This is a genomic window from Spectribacter acetivorans (assembly GCF_031846305.1).
GTDB classification, from domain to species: Bacteria; Pseudomonadota; Gammaproteobacteria; order Nevskiales; family Salinisphaeraceae; genus Spectribacter; species Spectribacter acetivorans.
The window spans coordinates 219,741-235,242 of sequence record NZ_JAVRHY010000001.1; the positions used below are offsets into that span (position 1 = coordinate 219,741).

At 65.8% G+C, this 15,502-nt stretch carries 14 protein-coding genes and 1 pseudogene; 1 reads left to right on the forward strand and 14 read right to left on the reverse strand.

Annotated features, from left to right (window positions below):
* Positions 1 to 15 precede the first annotated feature (15 nt).
* The 13 genes and pseudogenes from RM531_RS01020 to cobA all read right to left on the reverse strand — a co-directional run bounded on the left by RM531_RS01020 (position 16) and on the right by cobA (position 11,676).
* A complete protein-coding gene (locus RM531_RS01020; RefSeq protein ID WP_311656615.1) occupies positions 16 to 564 on the reverse strand; it encodes a class I SAM-dependent methyltransferase in 549 nt (182 codons plus the stop codon).
* A gap of 93 nt (positions 565 to 657) precedes the next feature.
* Positions 658 to 909 carry a DUF2834 domain-containing protein gene (locus RM531_RS16045; RefSeq protein WP_349255373.1) on the reverse strand — a complete coding sequence of 84 codons (252 nt, stop codon included), beginning with the start codon at positions 907 to 909 and terminating at the stop codon, positions 658 to 660.
* Positions 910 to 1,233: 324 nt separating this feature from the next.
* Positions 1,234 to 2,387 (reverse strand): IS3 family transposase gene (locus RM531_RS01025; RefSeq protein WP_432280491.1). Its coding sequence is split into 2 segments (ribosomal slippage): positions 1,234 to 2,147 and positions 2,147 to 2,387, totalling 1,155 coding nucleotides; the frame shifts between segments, so codons are not numbered across the junction.
* A gap of 9 nt (positions 2,388 to 2,396) precedes the next feature.
* Positions 2,397 to 3,758, reverse strand: a complete 1,362-nt coding sequence (locus RM531_RS01030; protein WP_311656618.1) for a type II toxin-antitoxin system HipA family toxin — start codon at positions 3,756 to 3,758, stop codon at positions 2,397 to 2,399.
* Positions 3,758 to 4,003, reverse strand: a complete 246-nt coding sequence (locus tag RM531_RS01035; protein WP_311656620.1) for a helix-turn-helix domain-containing protein — start codon at positions 4,001 to 4,003, stop codon at positions 3,758 to 3,760. Before RM531_RS01035 ends, RM531_RS01030 begins: the two co-directional genes overlap by 1 nt.
* A 303-nt stretch (positions 4,004 to 4,306) precedes the next feature.
* Positions 4,307 to 4,450: pseudogene (locus RM531_RS01040) on the reverse strand (hypothetical protein); the annotation flags it as partial.
* Between the two features lie 35 nt (positions 4,451 to 4,485).
* The gene (locus RM531_RS01045; RefSeq protein ID WP_311656622.1) at positions 4,486 to 5,238 is read right to left on the reverse strand and encodes an alpha/beta fold hydrolase; all 753 of its coding nucleotides are present in this window, start codon (positions 5,236 to 5,238) and stop codon (positions 4,486 to 4,488) included.
* A 194-nt stretch (positions 5,239 to 5,432) separates the two neighbouring features.
* On the reverse strand, positions 5,433 to 5,558 hold the full coding sequence (locus tag RM531_RS01050; protein ID WP_311656623.1) for a hypothetical protein: 126 nt from the start codon (positions 5,556 to 5,558) through the stop codon (positions 5,433 to 5,435).
* 78 nt (positions 5,559 to 5,636) lie between these two features.
* Positions 5,637 to 6,191: a diguanylate cyclase domain-containing protein gene (locus RM531_RS01055; RefSeq protein WP_311656625.1), complete on the reverse strand. Its 555-nt coding sequence runs from the start codon at positions 6,189 to 6,191 to the stop codon at positions 5,637 to 5,639.
* A gap of 363 nt (positions 6,192 to 6,554) precedes the next feature.
* Positions 6,555 to 8,732, reverse strand: coding sequence for a malate synthase G (locus tag RM531_RS01060; protein ID WP_311656627.1), 2,178 nt, complete (start codon positions 8,730 to 8,732; stop codon positions 6,555 to 6,557).
* Between the two features lie 103 nt (positions 8,733 to 8,835).
* Positions 8,836 to 10,308 carry a RimK family ATP-grasp domain-containing protein gene (locus RM531_RS01065; protein WP_311656629.1) on the reverse strand — a complete coding sequence of 491 codons (1,473 nt, stop codon included), beginning with the start codon at positions 10,306 to 10,308 and terminating at the stop codon, positions 8,836 to 8,838.
* The gene (locus RM531_RS01070; protein ID WP_311656631.1) at positions 10,308 to 10,775 is read right to left on the reverse strand and encodes a GNAT family N-acetyltransferase; all 468 of its coding nucleotides are present in this window, start codon (positions 10,773 to 10,775) and stop codon (positions 10,308 to 10,310) included. The genes RM531_RS01065 and RM531_RS01070 overlap by 1 nt, the downstream gene beginning before the upstream one ends.
* Before the next feature lie 46 nt (positions 10,776 to 10,821).
* Positions 10,822 to 11,676 (reverse strand): uroporphyrinogen-III C-methyltransferase, encoded by an 855-nt coding sequence (cobA, locus tag RM531_RS01075; protein WP_311656633.1) that lies wholly within the window; start codon positions 11,674 to 11,676, stop codon positions 10,822 to 10,824.
* An 83-nt stretch (positions 11,677 to 11,759) separates the two neighbouring features.
* Between cobA and RM531_RS01080 the strand changes: the two genes are divergently transcribed.
* The gene (locus RM531_RS01080; RefSeq protein ID WP_311656635.1) at positions 11,760 to 12,611 is read left to right on the forward strand and encodes a uroporphyrinogen-III synthase; all 852 of its coding nucleotides are present in this window, start codon (positions 11,760 to 11,762) and stop codon (positions 12,609 to 12,611) included.
* Here the strand turns inward: RM531_RS01080 and RM531_RS01085 are convergent.
* Positions 12,574 to 15,399, reverse strand: coding sequence for a molybdopterin-dependent oxidoreductase (locus RM531_RS01085; protein WP_311656636.1), 2,826 nt, complete (start codon positions 15,397 to 15,399; stop codon positions 12,574 to 12,576). The genes RM531_RS01080 and RM531_RS01085 overlap by 38 nt on opposite strands.
* Between the last annotated feature and the right edge of the window lie 103 nt (positions 15,400 to 15,502).

Consider the following 15,502-nt stretch of genomic DNA (forward strand, 5'->3'; position numbering starts at 1 on the left):
TCGAAGCCATCGCCATTAATGCCCGACCTGGCTTTCACCGACGCCAGGCTTGGAAGCATTGAGCGTGTAGGCCCAGCGCCAGCCCAATGTCTGCAAGGGTACGAAACCGTGTGCCTTGAGGCATTCCGCAACCTCGTGGGCAGGCTCGAAATCCGGGTCGGGGTGGTGCTCCGTGATGGAAAGCAGGCCATTTGGCCTCAACACACGATCGGCTTCCCGCAGGAACGCGTCGCGCTCAGCGATTTCCCCGAATACCGTCACCAGGAAGAGGGCGTCGAACGACCCGTCGTCAAAGGGAAGTGACTTGCCGTCAGCCTGCCTGGTCGTGAAATTCTCGAGTCCAGCGGACGTCAACTTCGCGGCACACTTCGCCAGCATTTCCGGTTGGATGTCGAGAAGCGTCAACGTACCGTCCGGGATTCTCCGAGCTACCTCCACGCTGTAATAGCCCGACCCTGAGCCGACCTCGAGCACTTGCGCATCCGGCCTGACGGGCAAACGCCCGGCCACCGTGCGAGCGGACATGATCAGCCCGCGGCCGGGAAGGTCGAGAACCCACGACATCTGGTGCGGGAAAACACCCCGGCCGAATGCGTGGGACCATGTTCTTAGTGGGTCGGGGAGTTTCAAGGTTTGACGTGAGGGCTAACGCTGAAGTTATATATTACGCGGTTGTTCTTTGATTTGGCGTTGCCGAATAAGAAGATATAGCGCAAAACCTACAGCCAAGCCTGGAACGATACCCAGTAATAGGCAGACCCAGCCATTTTTGACAGAGTGTTGTTTTGCTTCATATAAAACCCACAAAGCAAGAATTCCCCAACAAACGAGAACATCGATCGAGTAGCCACTAGCGTAAGGATTAACGAAGCCCGCAGCGAAAGCACCGAAAATGTCTCGATTTACCATGAGTGGTGGAATAACAACGACTACGAAGACCAAAGTAAAAAAGCTGCGGAAACGTAAAGAAAAAATCTAAATGCTTGTTCTGACATATAGGACTCTGCCTTTATACTGATGTATAACGGGTTGCTAAGCGGCGCCGCCACCAGCGCCCGCCGCGAAGCGCCCCGACGTCTCCGGCGTCCGCCTTCAGCAACGGGTTATGTTCTTTCTTTCCAGCGCCGAGGACTACGGCTGCCATGCATGATGGCGACAACGACTATGGCTTCTTCTGCAATACGAAAATAGATTCCGAATGGAAACCTGCGAATCAGAGCTCGGCGTGGGGTTCTACCCCGTTTCCGCGGACGGGTTGGAAACGTCTAAAAGCTTCTGATCCTGCTTGGCGACTCGGCGTCGCATTCGTGGGTTGTGGAATCGCTCGATGTAGTCGAACACATCCGCTCTGGCGGCATCCAGTGTCAGATACCTCGCGTGCTGGATGCGCTCGCGCTTAAGTATTCCGAAAAAGCCCTCGCAGGGCGCGTTATCCCCGCAGTGGCCGACCGCACTCATCGAGCAGATCAGGGTGTGCTGCTTGAGCAGACGCTGATAATCGCCGCTGAGAAACTGGCTGCCGCGATCTGAATGCAAGATCACCGACCAGCCGCCCTGGCGTTGCCAGATGGCCATCTCCACCGCCCGCATCACCATGCGGCGATCCTGGCGGTGGTGCATGGACCAGCCCAGCACCACATGGCTGAACAGATCCAGCACCACGCATAGAAATAGCTTGCCCTCGCCGGTCTTGATTTCCGTGATGTCCGTGACCCACTTGGTCTCCGGCTCGGCGGCGGCGAAGTCTCTTTGCAGATGATTGCCGATACCCACAGGCCGGATGCCCGGCTTGCCGCGACCCCGGCCCTTTTTGCGAGGCCAGCCCTGGAGACCGTGACGAGCCATCAGGCGGGCGACGCGATTCAGGCTCACGGTTTCGCCTTCGTGCACGAGATCCTCCTGCATGCGAGGCGCGCCAATCACGCCTCGGCTGTCCTCATGAATCTCCCGGATACGTCTGAGCAAGCGCTGATTGGCCTGCTCGCGAGTACTGGCCGGCCGAGCCTGCCAGTCGTAATACCCACTCGGAGAGACGCCCAGACAGCGGCACATCAGGCGCACGGGATAGTGATCGCGACAACGTCGGATCGCCTGATACCTCAGGACGACTCCCTGGCGAAGTACGTTGCCGCTTCGCGCAAAAAATCCCGTTCCTTGGTCACCCGGGCCAGCTCGCGTTTGAGCCGCATCACTTCCTGATCCCGCGGGGTGCCGCTACCCTTGAAGGCCTGGCTGGCGCCGGCATCCGCCTCGCGCCGCCAACGGGTGAGCATGTTCGGGTCGATCCCGATCTCCCGCGCTACTTGCCGGCAGCTCACGCCTGGCTGGCGGGTCAGCTCCACCGCTTCACGCTTGAACTCGGGGCTGTATTTTCGTCGCTTGGTCATGAACACTCCTTACAGGCCCATTGTGAGCCTTTTCAGATGTGTCCGCAGTAACGGGGTAGAACCCATTGACCGCTCCATCACCCTAATACGCTCGCGAAACCCGCCGACAATTGATTGGGCCAACGGCTCTGGAAAATCCTTCGGTAAGGACGCAAGCACTTGCTCGATCGCCGGTTCGGCCGCTTCCGTCAGTTCGGCGCAGATCTCGTCCACGGTTGCGCCCGGTATGCCGTTTCTTTTCGCGGTCTGGGCGAAATGGTGTGGCCGGATTTCTTCGATGACGTAGTGGTGGTTGTGGCCCATGGCCAGGGCGGTCTTGAACTGGCGCCGGCGTACCTGGCCCGCGTCCACCGTGGGCTGTAGCGACATCACGTCGTACAACGGCGCGAGATTGAAGCGGGCACCGGGCCGCAGCGCAATACTGAAGTTCTTGGCGTGGCCGTCCGTGGCGCCTAGCAACCAGAACACGATCAACGCCTTGAGGAACGTGCGCTGATCGATGCCGGGATTGTCGCTGCCCTTGAGCACGCCGAGGATATCTGATGCGCCGGGGCCGCCATCCGCGTCGTATTTCAGCGTTGGCGGCACGGAAAGGGCCTGGCAGAAATCTTCCTGGGGCAGGCGCAGCAGGCGGCCATCCCGGGTCCAGCGGCGGTCGAAACGCTCGACTGACAGCACGCGTTCTCCATCGAAATCGATGATCTCGCTGTTGGCGCTGGGCAGGCCGAGTGCGGCGGTCAGCTTGAGGCATAGGTGTTCGTTCTCGACGCTGCGCCGCATGTCCAGGCCATTGGGCAGCGCACCCATCTGCGGTTTGAGGATGTGCGTTGTCGCTGTGCTGCCACGCGGGATGCACCACTGCCCATCCCGGTACAACAGGGCCGTCTTCTCCTGCGCGCCCGCGATGGAGATGCGGAAGGCGTCGTCATCGCTAACGCCCAGCGGCATGTTCGCGAGCCCGCGTAGCCGGTCCGCGATATCGGCATCGCTGAGCGGGTGCCCCGCGACCTCACCTGCCGGGCCGGGCGCCTCATCCTGTGGCAGGAACTGGAGCGCGCCCACGCAGTCCCGCCCGACGGCAGACAGCAGGCTGAAGGCGTCGTGGCCTTCAGCCCTGGCGCTTTCGGCCAGTCGCCGGCGTATCGGGTCGCCATCCGGCAACAGGTTGTCGAATACGGCGATCACCGGGTCGCCGGTGTAGCGGTCCTCGCGCAGGGGCAGCGAGACCGAAACCGGCAGGGCGTGCTCCCAGTTCAGCCAGGATTCCGCGTACTGGAAATCGATGGCGCCGCTGGCCAGACGCCGCAAATGGCCGACCAGGCGGCCGTTTAGATGCACGGCCAGCGGGGAACGCGAACGACGACGTGCCATCAAAAGACGTCTTCGATATCGGCGGCCCGGGAACGCTCGCGGACGACCAATTCCAGGTCCAGGGCGGCCATGACATCGACCAGCGTGCGGAGCTGCGTGCCGGATTCGCCGTTTTCAAGCGCGGAGATGGTGGCTTGCCGCAGATTGGTTTTGTCCCCGACATCGCCCTGACGCAGACCCAGGGCGCGACGCCGGCGACGGATGCTGGCACCGATTTGCTTGGTGGTCCGGGCGACCTGGTCCATGGCAGACTCCTGCTGCTTTATACGCTATTTCGTATAAAGCATGATATACGGTTTAGCGCATAATTCAACTTATGCGCTGTTTCGTATATCGAAGAACATCAGCAGGCAGCAGACGTCGGCAGAATCAGAACTCCCGGCGTTCTGTAACCCGCCATCGCGTGAGGATTCGGAAATTGCCGGGCCTGGGCAAGACAGCATGCTGCTGGCGGGGCTCCGGCCGACGCTCGTGGCCGGCCGGGCTCGCAGTCCGTTGTCGACAGGCCTTGCCGCCGGGCTTCAGGATATTTCGGGCGAGCCGGCGGTTTATCCGACTCCCAGCTTCGCCTTCAGCTCCAACCGCCGCGCATGCAGCACTGGCTCGGTGTAGCCGCTGGGCTGTTCGGCGCCCTTGAACACCAGGTCGGCCGCGGCCTTGAAGGCGACGGGGTTGTCGAAGTCCGCCGACATGCACGAAGTCGATACGATCGACGAGGGTTGCGGCATCAGGCCCGCAGCGCCTTCTCAATCGCCTGCTGGGCTTCGGCAGTGGCTTCGATCATGGGGTAATGCCCGACGGAGGGCAGCTTGACCAGCCGGCCGTCTGGCAGGTGATCGAGCGTGGGCTTGAGATAATCCGCCGTGATGAAGGGATCGGTCTCACCATAGAGGATTGCGACGGGCGACTGGATCCTGGAGAGGTCGCCCATGAAGTCGGCCGACGTCCAGTTCTTCAAATAGGCCTCCCAGGTGGGACGATCCATCGTGGCGCGGTTACGGGCGACCAAACGGTCCAGGTCGTCCGCCTCAATGCCGGGCGCCAGGTTGGAGCGGATTGCCGCACCCGGATCGTCCCACGCGTTCGCGAACGCGGCGTATGTGGCTTCGTCCAGGGGCGTGCCACCGGGCGACACTGGCGTGAGTGCGACCACCCGGGAAATGGCTTCGGGGCGCAGGGTCGCCACTCTCAAGGCCGTGACACCGCCCATCGAGTGCCCGACCACGGAGAACGAGGTCCACCCCAGCTCATCGACAGCCGACAGGGCCGACGCCGCCATACCGTCGACGCCCTCGGCCGGCTGGGAAGGCCGGCTGGCGCCATAGCCGGGAAAGTCCAGGTACGCCCAAGTGAAGTCCGTCACGTTGCTCTTTGCGCGGGTGCCGAGCCACACGCCGCTGTCCAATGCCCATCCGTGAAGAACCAGCACGTGATGCGGGCCGTTTCCCTCGATGGCAGCAAAGTGTGCGTCGATCGTCATGAGTGCCTCCTCCGAATGTATGTAGCGGGACCCGCGGCGCGGCTGCGAGCTTTTTTGTGCCACCAGGCCACTGCCGGTCGCATCACCGGTTAGGCGTGATCGCGTCGCTGGCAGCACCAGCGCCATTGCCCGTGCGGAGTTCAAGCCTTACGCCTGCGCCGGCGGCAGGTCAAGAAGCGCATCTCGGCATTTTCTCAACGGCCCGCCTCGCGCGCCTTGAATACGCCGACGGTCTGCCCTTCGGTGACGCGATTGCCGTCCCGGAAGGCGGCGTGGTTGCGGGCGTCAATTTCCCGGGCAGAGGTTTTGTCGCCCGGCATCGGCCATCGACGGCCCGTTTGGTCGTACGGGTGCCGTCAAGGCCTCACGAGTCATGCGATAGGCGGTGCGTGTCCTGCCTACGTCTTCTTCATGTCCGGCTTGAAAAATCGGTAGCCATAGCGGTTGTCCGCCTTGGCGGCGTACATCGCGGCATCGGCGTTTTCGAGCAGGGTAATGGTATCCGTACCGTGTTCAGGATAAAGGCTGATCCCGATGCTGCAGGAAACGGCGACCTCCCCTTGCGGCAGCACGACAGGCTGCGCGATGGTATCGCGGATTTTTTCGCAGAGGGCTGCAGCGTCTCGTGGGTCGGCCAGCTCGCTGAGAATTACCACGAACTCGTCGCCGCCGACCAGGGCGACAGTGTCGGTACCGCGGACCGCGCCGACAAGGCGGTCGGCGAGCACCGTGAGCATGAAGTCGCCGCTTCGGTGGCCGTAGGTGTCATTAACCGGTTTGAAACTGTCCAGATCGATGAACAGGACCGCGAATATACGGCCGCCGCGTTCGGCGTGGCGGATCTCTTGCGTCAGTCTGTCCTCGAGAAGGGCCCGGTTGGTAAGTCCGGTAAGTGAATCCCGGAAGGCAATCGACTGCAGGTGCTGGTTATCGGCGCGCAGACGGTCGGCCATTTTTGTCTGCTTAACGGTCGGCATGCCGAGGACTCTTCAAACGGTAATCTCTCACGGGCCATGGCTGTGCCGGTCGATCGAGGATTCGTCAGCGGACTCAGGCCATCGCCTCCGGCCAACCGCGCCCGTTCAGCAGCGTTTCCAGATCCTGTGGTCGGCACGCCCCGTCCGAGTCGTACCGCTGCTTGACGGAGCGGTGGATGCCGGTCCGAATGTTGTGGTCATGCAGCGGTCGGACATGGCTTGCTCGCACGCCCCGGCAACATCAACAACGCCAACCGCCGCCGCGGGGCCACCCTATCGACCGGACACGAAAAAGCTCGGCCTGGAGCCGGGCTTTCCGTTTGCCGTGCGTGAGTGCCCTCAGCCGATGCCGAGCTTCGCCTTCAACTCCAACCGCCGTGCATGCAGCACCGGCTCGGTATAGCCGCTGGGCTGTTCGGTGCCCTTGAAAACCAGATCGGCGGCGGCCTTGAAGGCGACCGAGTTGTCGAAGTCCGCCGACATGGCCCGGTAGGTGGGGTCGTCTTCGTTCTGGCGGTCCACCACTTTGGCCATGCGCTTGAGGGTCTCGATCACCTGCTGGGTGTCGGTGACGCCGTGGTGCAGCCAGTTGGCGATGTGCTGGGATGAAATCCGGCAGGTGGCGCGGTCCTCCATCAGGCCGACGTCGTTGACGTCCGGCACCTTGGAGCAGCCCACGCCCTGGTCGATCCAGCGCACCACGTAGCCGAGAATGCCCTGGGCGTTGTTGTCCAGTTCTTCCTGGATGGCCTCGGACGACCAGCTGGTGTCGGTGGCCAGCGGAATCGTGAGCAGATCATCCAGGCTGGCGCGGCGGCCCTGCTTCGCGATCTCGTCCTGGCGGGCCAGCACGTCACGGCGGTGGTAGTGGATGGCGTGCAGCGTGGCCGCGGTGGGCGAGGGCACCCAGGCGCAGTTGGCGCCGGCGTCCGGATGACCCTGCTTGGTGGCCATCATCTCGCTCATCACGTCGGGCTTGGGCCACATGCCCTTGCCGATCTGGGCGCGGCCGCGCAGACCGCAGGCCAGGCCGACGTCCACGTTCCAGTCCTCGTAGGCGGCGATCCAGGGTTGGGTCTTCATGTCACCCTTGCGCACCATGGCGCCGGCTTCCATGGAGGTGTGGATTTCGTCGCCGGTGCGGTCCAGAAAACCCGTGTTGATGAAGATGACGCGCTCGCGGGCCTCGTTGATGCAGGCCTTGAGGTTGAGCGTGGTGCGCCGCTCCTCGTCCATGATGCCCACCTTGAGAGTGTTGCGGTCGATGCCCAGCGCGTCCTCGACACGACCGAACAGCTCCACCGTGAACGCCACTTCCTCGGGACCGTGCATCTTGGGCTTGACGATGTAGACGCTGCCCGCGCGGCTGTTGCGGTGCGGACCGTTGCCCAGCAGGTCGTGCTTGGCGATCAGGCTGGTGCAGTAGGCGTCGAGAATGCCCTCGGGTACCTCGTTGCCGTCGGCGTCCAGCACTGCCGGCGTCGTCATCAGATGGCCGACGTTGCGGATCAGCATCAGGCTGCGGCCGGGCAGTCGCAGCTCGGCGCCGTCCGGGGCGGTGTACTCGCGGTCCGGGTGCAGACGGCGGGTGGTGGTCTTGCCGCCCTTGTCGAAGGACTCTTCCAGGTCGCCCTTCATCAGGCCCAGCCAGTTGGCGTAGACGCCGGCCTTGTCGACGGCGTCCACCGCGGCCACTGAGTCCTCGCAATCCTGGATGGCGGTGACCGCCGATTCCATCAGCACGTCCTTGACCCCGGCGGCATGGTTTGCGCCGACGGGATGGGTCGGATCAATCTGGATTTCCGCGTGCAGGCCGTTGTTCATCAGTAGCACGCCGTCCGGCGCGTCCGCGCCGCCGCGATAGCCGGCGAACTGGGCGGTTTTCTTCAGGCCGAAGGTGGCGGCATCCGTGGTGACGGACAGCGCGCCGTCGACCACGGCATAGGCGGTGGCGTCGGCGTGTGAGGCGCCGTCCAGCGGGAAGATTTCGTCCAGCAGTTTGTCCGCCTCGGCCACTACCACGGCGCCGCGTTCGGGGTTGTAGCTGGCGGTCTTTTCCTGGCCCGGCTTGTCCTCGATCAGATCGGTCCCGTACAGCGCGTCATACAGGCTGCCCCAGCGCGCGTTGGCCGCGTTGAGCGAAAAGCGGGCATTGGAAATCGGCACCACCAGCTGGGGGCCGGGCACGGCGGCGATTTCGTGGTCGACGTTGGACGTGCTGACCCGCACGTCGGCCGGTTCCGGCAGCAGGTAACCGAGTTCCTGGAGGAATGCCTTGTACCCCGCGGCGTCGTGCGGCTGACCGGCGCGCTCGCGATGCCACGCGTCGATCTGTTCCTGCATCGTCTCCCGCTTTTTCAGGAGTTGCCGATTTTTCGGCGCAAGATCATTAATGATCGACTCCAGACCTGACCAGAACGCATCCGCGTCCACGCCCGTGCCCGGCAGTGCGGTGTGGATCAATTCATGCAGCGGTTTGCCAATCTGCAAACCGCCGACGTGCACGCGTTCCGTCATGTCGAATGCCCCGTGTCTGGAGGTTGGGTCAGGCGCCGGCCGGCGCGTCGAAGACCGTCCAGTTTAGCAAACCCGCTTCCCGTTCGGCGTCATGAGCGCGTTGTCAGGGCGTGGGTCGCCGGCGTTGCCCCCGGCTTTCCAGCCGTCGAAGGAACTCGGCCATGATGCGGCGGTAGAGCTCGTTGCCGAGCACCGCGTCTTCCACGTCCCGGTCGATGCTGGGATTGTCGTTGATCTCGATCAACCGCAGGCCCTGGGCGGTCTGCTTGAGATCCACGCCGTAGAGCCCGTCGCCGATCAGATTGGCTGCCTTCACGGCGGTGCGGACGACGTCGGCCGGGGCCGCCTCCACCCCCAGGGTGCGGAATCCGCCCTCCTGGAACTTGCCGTCACTTTCGTGCTTGACGATCTGCCAGTGGGCGGCGGCCATTTCGTACTGGCAGACGTACAGGGCCTGGCGATTCAGCACCCCGACCCGCCAGTCGAACTCCGTGGGCACGAATTCCTGGGCCAGGGCCAGTTCCGACTCGTCCAGCAGTTCCGCCGCGCGCTTGGCCAGCTCGCCGGTGTTGTCCACCTTGAATACGCCTTTCGAGAATGCCCCCTCCGGCGCCTTGAGCACCATCGGAAAGCCCAGCATGTCCGGCAGGCGGGTGATCTCGCGTTCGCCGAAGATGGCCGTGCGCGGGGCCGGAATCCGGTTGGCGGCGAGCAGTTCGGCCAGATACACCTTGTTGGTACAGCGCAGGATGGATCGCGGGTCGTCGATCACCACCAGCCCCAGTTGCTCGGCGCGGCGGGCGAAGCGGTAGGTGTGATGACCCAGGCGCGTGGTCTCGCGGATGAACAGGGCGTCGAACTCGGCCAGACGGCCAAAATCGCGCGCGCCGATGAATTCCACATCCAGCCCCAGTTCGCGGCCGACGCTGGCGAACCGCCGCAGTGCGCCGCGGTCGGACGGCGGCTGCGCCTCGGCCGGGTCGACCAGAATGGCCACGTCGAAACGGAAATCCCGGCGCCGCCGGCTGCGCCTTCCCCGGGCCATGTAGGCGGACAGCGCGGTCGGCAGGTCTTCATGTTCCCCGTCGGTCAATGCCCGCGGCGCCAGCGATCGCAGGGCGGTCACCGCCAGCCGCCGGTCGCTGCTGATCTCGAGTTCCAGCAGCGGCGCCGGGAAGGCCCCGAAGGCCTGGCGGGCCAGCTCCTCGAATCCGGGCACCGTGGTCTGGCCGAACAGGATGTGCAATTGCCGGGGAAGCGCGACGCGCCGGTCCACCGGCAGTTTGTCGAGCAGCGCGGACAGTGCCGGTATTTCGTAGCCGTACAGGGCCTTGCGGGACAGGTCCTGAATGGTGGCCACCGAGGGAATCACGCGGTGGCCACGGGCCTCGGCCAGCAGCGAACAGTAATAGCCGGTGCTCTGGTAGCGCACGCTGCGGCACAGGTTGATGACGTGGAACGCGCCGGTGGCGTAGGCCGGGTCGGTCAGGTAATCGTCGGCGGCCACCACCCGCGCGGGGCTCTCCGCCGCCCGCCAGTCGCGCGGGCTTTCCACCACCAGAATCGCTTCCGCCATCAGGTCAATCGCTTTTCCAGACGCACGCCGTCCTCGCCGCCGGGATAATACGCCGGCAGATCGCGTTTGCGTTGATAGCCGTGACTGGTGAACAGCGCCAGCGAGGTCTGGTTGGATGCCCGTACCTCGCAGACCATGCGATTGCAGTCGCGCCGGGTGGCATGTGCCTCTGCCGCGTGGAGCAGCTGCCCCGCCAGCCCCCGCCCGCGCGCCGCCGGGTCCACCGCAATCGAATAAACCCGCGCCGCCTGCGCCCCGCGCCGCAGGAGCAGCGTGAGATAGCCTGTCAGCCGGCCGTCGCATTCGGCGGCGAGGTTAATTGCGTTGGCCCGGGTCAGCAGATAACGCAGGCTGCGCCGCGTCTGGGTGTCCCGGTCGAAGCAGCGTCGTTCCAGCGCCACGATGGCGTCGAGGTCGGCGGGCTCGACCGGCCGGATGAAAGGGAGATCGGGATCGTGAGGCGGCATGAGTGGACACGATAATGCCAGGCCGCCTGCAACGCACTGCCCATGGTCAGGCCGCCGTTGCGTTGGCCGGGATCCCGGGTGCCGTTTGCCAGCGCGGGTGCAGCGCGACGACCTCGCCGACGATGGTCAGGATGGCGCCGGCATTGGTCTGTTCCGGCGGTTCGGTGAGCAATCCGCCCAGGGTGGTCAGCCGCACCGTCTGGTTAAGTTTGGTGCCGTCGCGGATGACGGCCACCGGACAGTCGACACCGCGACCGTTGCGCAGCAGACGACGGGCGAGCAGGCCCAGTCGCCGGCCGCCCATGTAGAACACGAGCGTGTGGCCCGGCCGGGCCAGGGCGGACCAGTCGGGTTCGTCGCCTTCGCGGCCAAAACGGGCGGTGACGAACTGCACGCTGTGGGCGTAGTCGCGGTGAGTGAGCGGAATGCCGGCATAGGCGGCACAACCGGTGGCGGCGGTGATGCCGGGAATCACCTCGCAGGCAATGCCGGCACTGGCCATCGCCTGCGCTTCCTCGCCGCCGCGGCCGAACACGAACGGGTCGCCGCCCTTGAGTCGCACCACACGGTAGCCGGCCACGGCATAACGCCGCATCAGGCGATGGATCACGGCCTGGCGGGTGCGGTGGTTGCCGCAACGCTTGCCGACATGGATGCGTCTGGCCCGGCGCGGGGCCAGCGCCAGCACGTCGGGCGCGATCAGGCTGTCATGCAGCACTACCTGGGCGCGTTTGAGCGCCCTTACCGCGTTGACCGTGAGCAGGCCGGGATCGCCGGGGCCGGCCCCGACCAGCCAGACTTCACCGGCGCGTCGGCGGCGGGCCTGCCACCAGCGCGTCAGGCGATGGATGGCATCCTCGCCCGCCTGACGCGGCGCCTGAAACAGGTGCGCGGTGATCATGGTCGTTGCCCCCGGCATGACGGCAGGCCGAGGGTTGGCGACAATGGCGATTCGCCCGACGCCTTTACCCGGATGCTCCCGCCATGACCGATACTGATCCCACCGAACTCGCCGACGCCCTGGCCGGCCGCCGCATCGCGGTGCCGGAATCGCGCGCGCTGGACCTGTTCGCCGACATGCTGGAACGCCGCGGCGCAACCGTGCTGCGGGCGCCGCTGGTGGCCATCCACGACGCGCCCGATGCCGCGCCGGTCGAGGCCTGGCTGCGCGAGTTCGCCGACGGGGGTTGCGACGATCTGATTCTGCTGACCGGCGAGGGACTGCGGCGCCTGCTGGGTTTTGCCGAGCGCGCCGGCGGGGGTCTGCGTGATCGTTTCGTGGCGCGGCTGGCCGAGGTGCGCACGCTTACCCGCGGCCCCAAACCGGCGCGGGCCCTGCGCGATCTCGATCTGCGCCCGACCCTGACCGCCGCGGCGCCGACCACCGACGGGGTGATCGAGACCCTGGCCGCCGAGGACCTCACCGGCCGACGCGTCGGCGTGCAGCTCTACGGCACCGATCCCAACGACAAGCTGGTGGGCTGGTTGCGCGGGGCCGGGGCCGCAGTGTCCACCGTGGCCCCGTATGTCTACGCCGACGATGCCGAGGACGAACAGGTAGCTGCGCTGATCGACACCCTGGCCGACGGCGGTGTCGACGCCATCGCCTTCACCAGTTCGCCGCAGGTGCGCCGCCTGTTCCAGGTGGCCGGCCGGCGCGAGTGCGAGGAGCGCCTGCGCGCCGGGCTGGCGGCGACCATGGTGGCGGCGGTGGGGCCGATCATCCGCGATGCGCTGACCGAACGTGGGGTCCGCGTGGACCTGATGCCCGAATCCAGCTACTTCATGAAGCCGCTGGTCAATGCGCTTGCGCGGCAACTGGGTTCGTCTCGTTAGCATCATCGTCCGTAGTAGTGGCGTGGATGTCGATCAACCGGCGCAGGTCCGGAAGGCAGGAGCCGCAGTTGGTGCCCGCGCCCAGCGCGTCGCCGATGGCCGCCGGTGTAGTCAGTCCCTGATCCTGAATCGCCGTCTCGATGGCGCCGCGGCTGACGCCGAAACAACTGCACACCGGCGGACCGGTATCGCCGCCGGACTCGACCGGGCCGCCCGCGAGCAGGGCCATGCGGTCCGCGTCGGATAACTCGTCCTGTGCGAAAAGGCCACCCAGCCAGTGGCGTGCCGGCAGACCCGGCGGTTCGGGGGCCACGAACAGGCAGGCTTCCAGTCGCTCGTCCACCAGTAGTGCGCCGCGGTAAGCGCCGGCCCGCTCGTCGCGGAACTCCAGCCAGTCGGCATCGGGACTGGTGGCGCCCAGCAGCCGGCGCGCCCGCTTGGCCCAGTCGCCCACCGCTTCGCCGGCGGCCAGTTCGGCGCGCCAGAAGTGTTCGCCGCGGACCAGTACCCAGTAGTCCAGATCCGTTTCCCCAGTCAGCGCGGGGCGCGTCCGGGTCAGCAGAAAGCCGTGCCAGCGGGCGGCGAACTCGCGGAGGCGCAGCGGCGTGTGCTTGAACTCCGGTTCGCCGGACACCGGATCCACCACCGGGTTGACCAGCGCACCCACCCGCCCGGCGGCCGCGGTCTGCGCATTCCAGTGCATGGGCACGAACACGCTGCCGCGGGCCTGACCTTCGTCGACCCGGACCCGCGCGAGCATATGTCCCCACTCGGTCTCGAGTCGCGCCAGCGCCCCGTCGCCGAGGCCGAAAACCTGGGCGTCCTGCGGGTGAACGGCGGCAAACGGTTCGTCCACGTGGGCTGACAGCCGCGCCGAGCGGCCGGTGCGGGTCATGGTGTGCCAGTGGTCGCGCACCCGGCCGGTATTCAGCACCAGCGGGTGGTCGGCGTCCGGAGCGTGGGCCGGGCCCCGCGGGGTGATGGCGACGAAGCGGGCGCGGCCGGTTTCGGTGGGAAACACGCCGTCGGTGAACAAGCGCCGGGTGCCGGAAAGCGCACTTCCTCTCCCCCCGACAACGGGGGGAGAGGATTGAGGAGAGGGGGGCGATGGCAGCGTATCGGGCCACCCCCTCTCCCTGGCCCTCTCCCCCGCCCACGGGGGAGAGGGGATGACTTCCAGGACGGGCCACTGCAGCGGTTCCAGCGCGTCGTATTCCGCCCGCGTCAAGTTTGCCAACCCGCCGATATCGAAGGCGTAGCGCCCGTCATTGTCATGCGCCGACAGGGCCGCATGCTCGACAAATATGTCGTGGGGCGATCGGTAGTCGAAGGCATCGCCGTGCCCGAGCCGGCGGGCGACCTCGCCGATGATCCACCAGTCCGGTTTTGCCTCGCCCGGTGCCGGCAGGAACGGACGCTGACGGGAGATGCAGCGTTCCGAGTTGGTGACGGTGCCGTCCTTTTCGCCCCAGCCGGTCGCGGGCAGCTTGATATCGGCGCAGGTCAGGGTATCGGTGGCCCCCTCGCAGTCGGAGACCACCACCAGGTCGCATGTCTCCAACGCAGCACGTAGCCCGTCCGCGTTGGGCAGCGAAACCACTGGGTTGGTGGCCATGATCCAGACGGCCTTGATCCGGCCCTCGCCGATGGCCTCGAACATGTCGACCGCCTTGAGCCCCGGTGCGCGGGCGATCTGCGGGGCTCGCCAGAATGCGCCCACCGAATCGACAGCGTCGAAGTCGCGATGCGCCGCCAGGGTGTTGGCCAGGCCGCCGACCTCGCGTCCGCCCATGGCGTTGGGCTGACCGGTGATCGAGAACGGCCCCGTGCCCGGCCGGCCGATGCGGCCGGTGAGCAGATGGCAGTTGATGATGGCGTTGACCTTGTCGGTGCCGGCGCTGGACTGGTTCACACCCTGCGAGAACATGGTGACCGTCCGTTCAGTGCTGGCAAACCAGTCGAAGAAGCGAGCCAGATCGTGCTCGGCGATGCCGGTGGTCCGCGCCAGTTCGGCGATCGCGCCGCCGCGCCTTGCCTCGGCCAGGGCTGCGAACGCGCCTTCGGTGTGGGCATCCACGAAGCTGCTGTCGATGTGGCCGCCGGCTTCCAGGTGGGCCAGCAGACCGTTGAACAGGGCCACGTCCTGCCCCGGCGCCACCGGCAGGTGCAGATCGGCGTCCTCGGCGGTGGTGGTCCGGCGGGGGTCGATCACCACCAGCTTCAGATCGGGCCGCGCCGCGCGCGCCGCCTCGATCCGGCGGTAGACGATGGGGTGGCACCAGGCGGTATTGGAGCCCACAAGCACGATCAGGTCGGCGTCATCCACATCCGCGTAGCAGCCGGGGACCACGTCCTCACCGAAGGCGCGCATATGGCCGGCCACTGCGGAGGACATGCACAGCCGCGAATTGGTGTCGATGTTGCCGCCGCCGATGAAGCCCTTCATCAGCTTGTTGGCGACGTAGTAATCCTCGGTGAGCAGCTGGCCGGAGACGTAGAAAGCGACGGCCTCGGGGCCGTGCCGGTTGATCACGTCGCGAAAGCCGTCGGCCACGGTGTCCAGCGCCGTGTCCCAGTCAGCGCGTTCGCCACAGACTTCGGGGTGCAGCAGACGCCCATCCAGGCCCACGGTGTCGCCGAGTGTAGCGCCTTTGGAGCACAGGCGGCCGGCATTGGCCGGATGGCCATCGTCACCGGCAATGCTCACGGCGCCGTTGGCATCGACCGCCGCACGCACACCGCAACCAACGCCGCAGTAGGGGCAGGTTGTCCTGACAGGGTCATTCATCGAAGGGTGATCGGCAGATTGCGCAGATTCCACGACCGGGATGCGGCGGGGCAGCCGGCGAACTGGCACGCCGAACTGCGCAATCTATGGAATCCGCGGACAA

What these genes read in the sequence shown, in the direction of transcription:
- RM531_RS01020 (WP_311656615.1), bottom strand. Translation starts at nt 564, where the DNA reads ATGTCGTGGGTTCTCGACCTTCCCGGCCGCGGGCTGATCATGTCCGCT.
- RM531_RS16045 (WP_349255373.1), bottom strand. Translation starts at nt 909, where the DNA reads ATGGTAAATCGAGACATTTTCGGTGCTTTCGCTGCGGGCTTCGTTAAT.
- RM531_RS01030 (WP_311656618.1), bottom strand. Translation starts at nt 3,758, where the DNA reads ATGGCACGTCGTCGTTCGCGTTCCCCGCTGGCCGTGCATCTAAACGGC.
- RM531_RS01035 (WP_311656620.1), bottom strand. Translation starts at nt 4,003, where the DNA reads ATGGACCAGGTCGCCCGGACCACCAAGCAAATCGGTGCCAGCATCCGT.
- RM531_RS01045 (WP_311656622.1), bottom strand. Translation starts at nt 5,238, where the DNA reads ATGACGATCGACGCACACTTTGCTGCCATCGAGGGAAACGGCCCGCAT.
- RM531_RS01050 (WP_311656623.1), bottom strand. Translation starts at nt 5,558, where the DNA reads ATGCCGGGCGACAAAACCTCTGCCCGGGAAATTGACGCCCGCAACCAC.
- RM531_RS01055 (WP_311656625.1), bottom strand. Translation starts at nt 6,191, where the DNA reads ATGGCCGACCGTCTGCGCGCCGATAACCAGCACCTGCAGTCGATTGCC.
- RM531_RS01060 (WP_311656627.1), bottom strand. Translation starts at nt 8,732, where the DNA reads ATGACGGAACGCGTGCACGTCGGCGGTTTGCAGATTGGCAAACCGCTG.
- RM531_RS01065 (WP_311656629.1), bottom strand. Translation starts at nt 10,308, where the DNA reads ATGGCGGAAGCGATTCTGGTGGTGGAAAGCCCGCGCGACTGGCGGGCG.
- RM531_RS01070 (WP_311656631.1), bottom strand. Translation starts at nt 10,775, where the DNA reads ATGCCGCCTCACGATCCCGATCTCCCTTTCATCCGGCCGGTCGAGCCC.
- cobA (WP_311656633.1), bottom strand. Translation starts at nt 11,676, where the DNA reads ATGATCACCGCGCACCTGTTTCAGGCGCCGCGTCAGGCGGGCGAGGAT.
- RM531_RS01080 (WP_311656635.1), top strand. Translation starts at nt 11,760, where the DNA reads ATGACCGATACTGATCCCACCGAACTCGCCGACGCCCTGGCCGGCCGC.
- RM531_RS01085 (WP_311656636.1), bottom strand. Translation starts at nt 15,399, where the DNA reads ATGAATGACCCTGTCAGGACAACCTGCCCCTACTGCGGCGTTGGTTGC.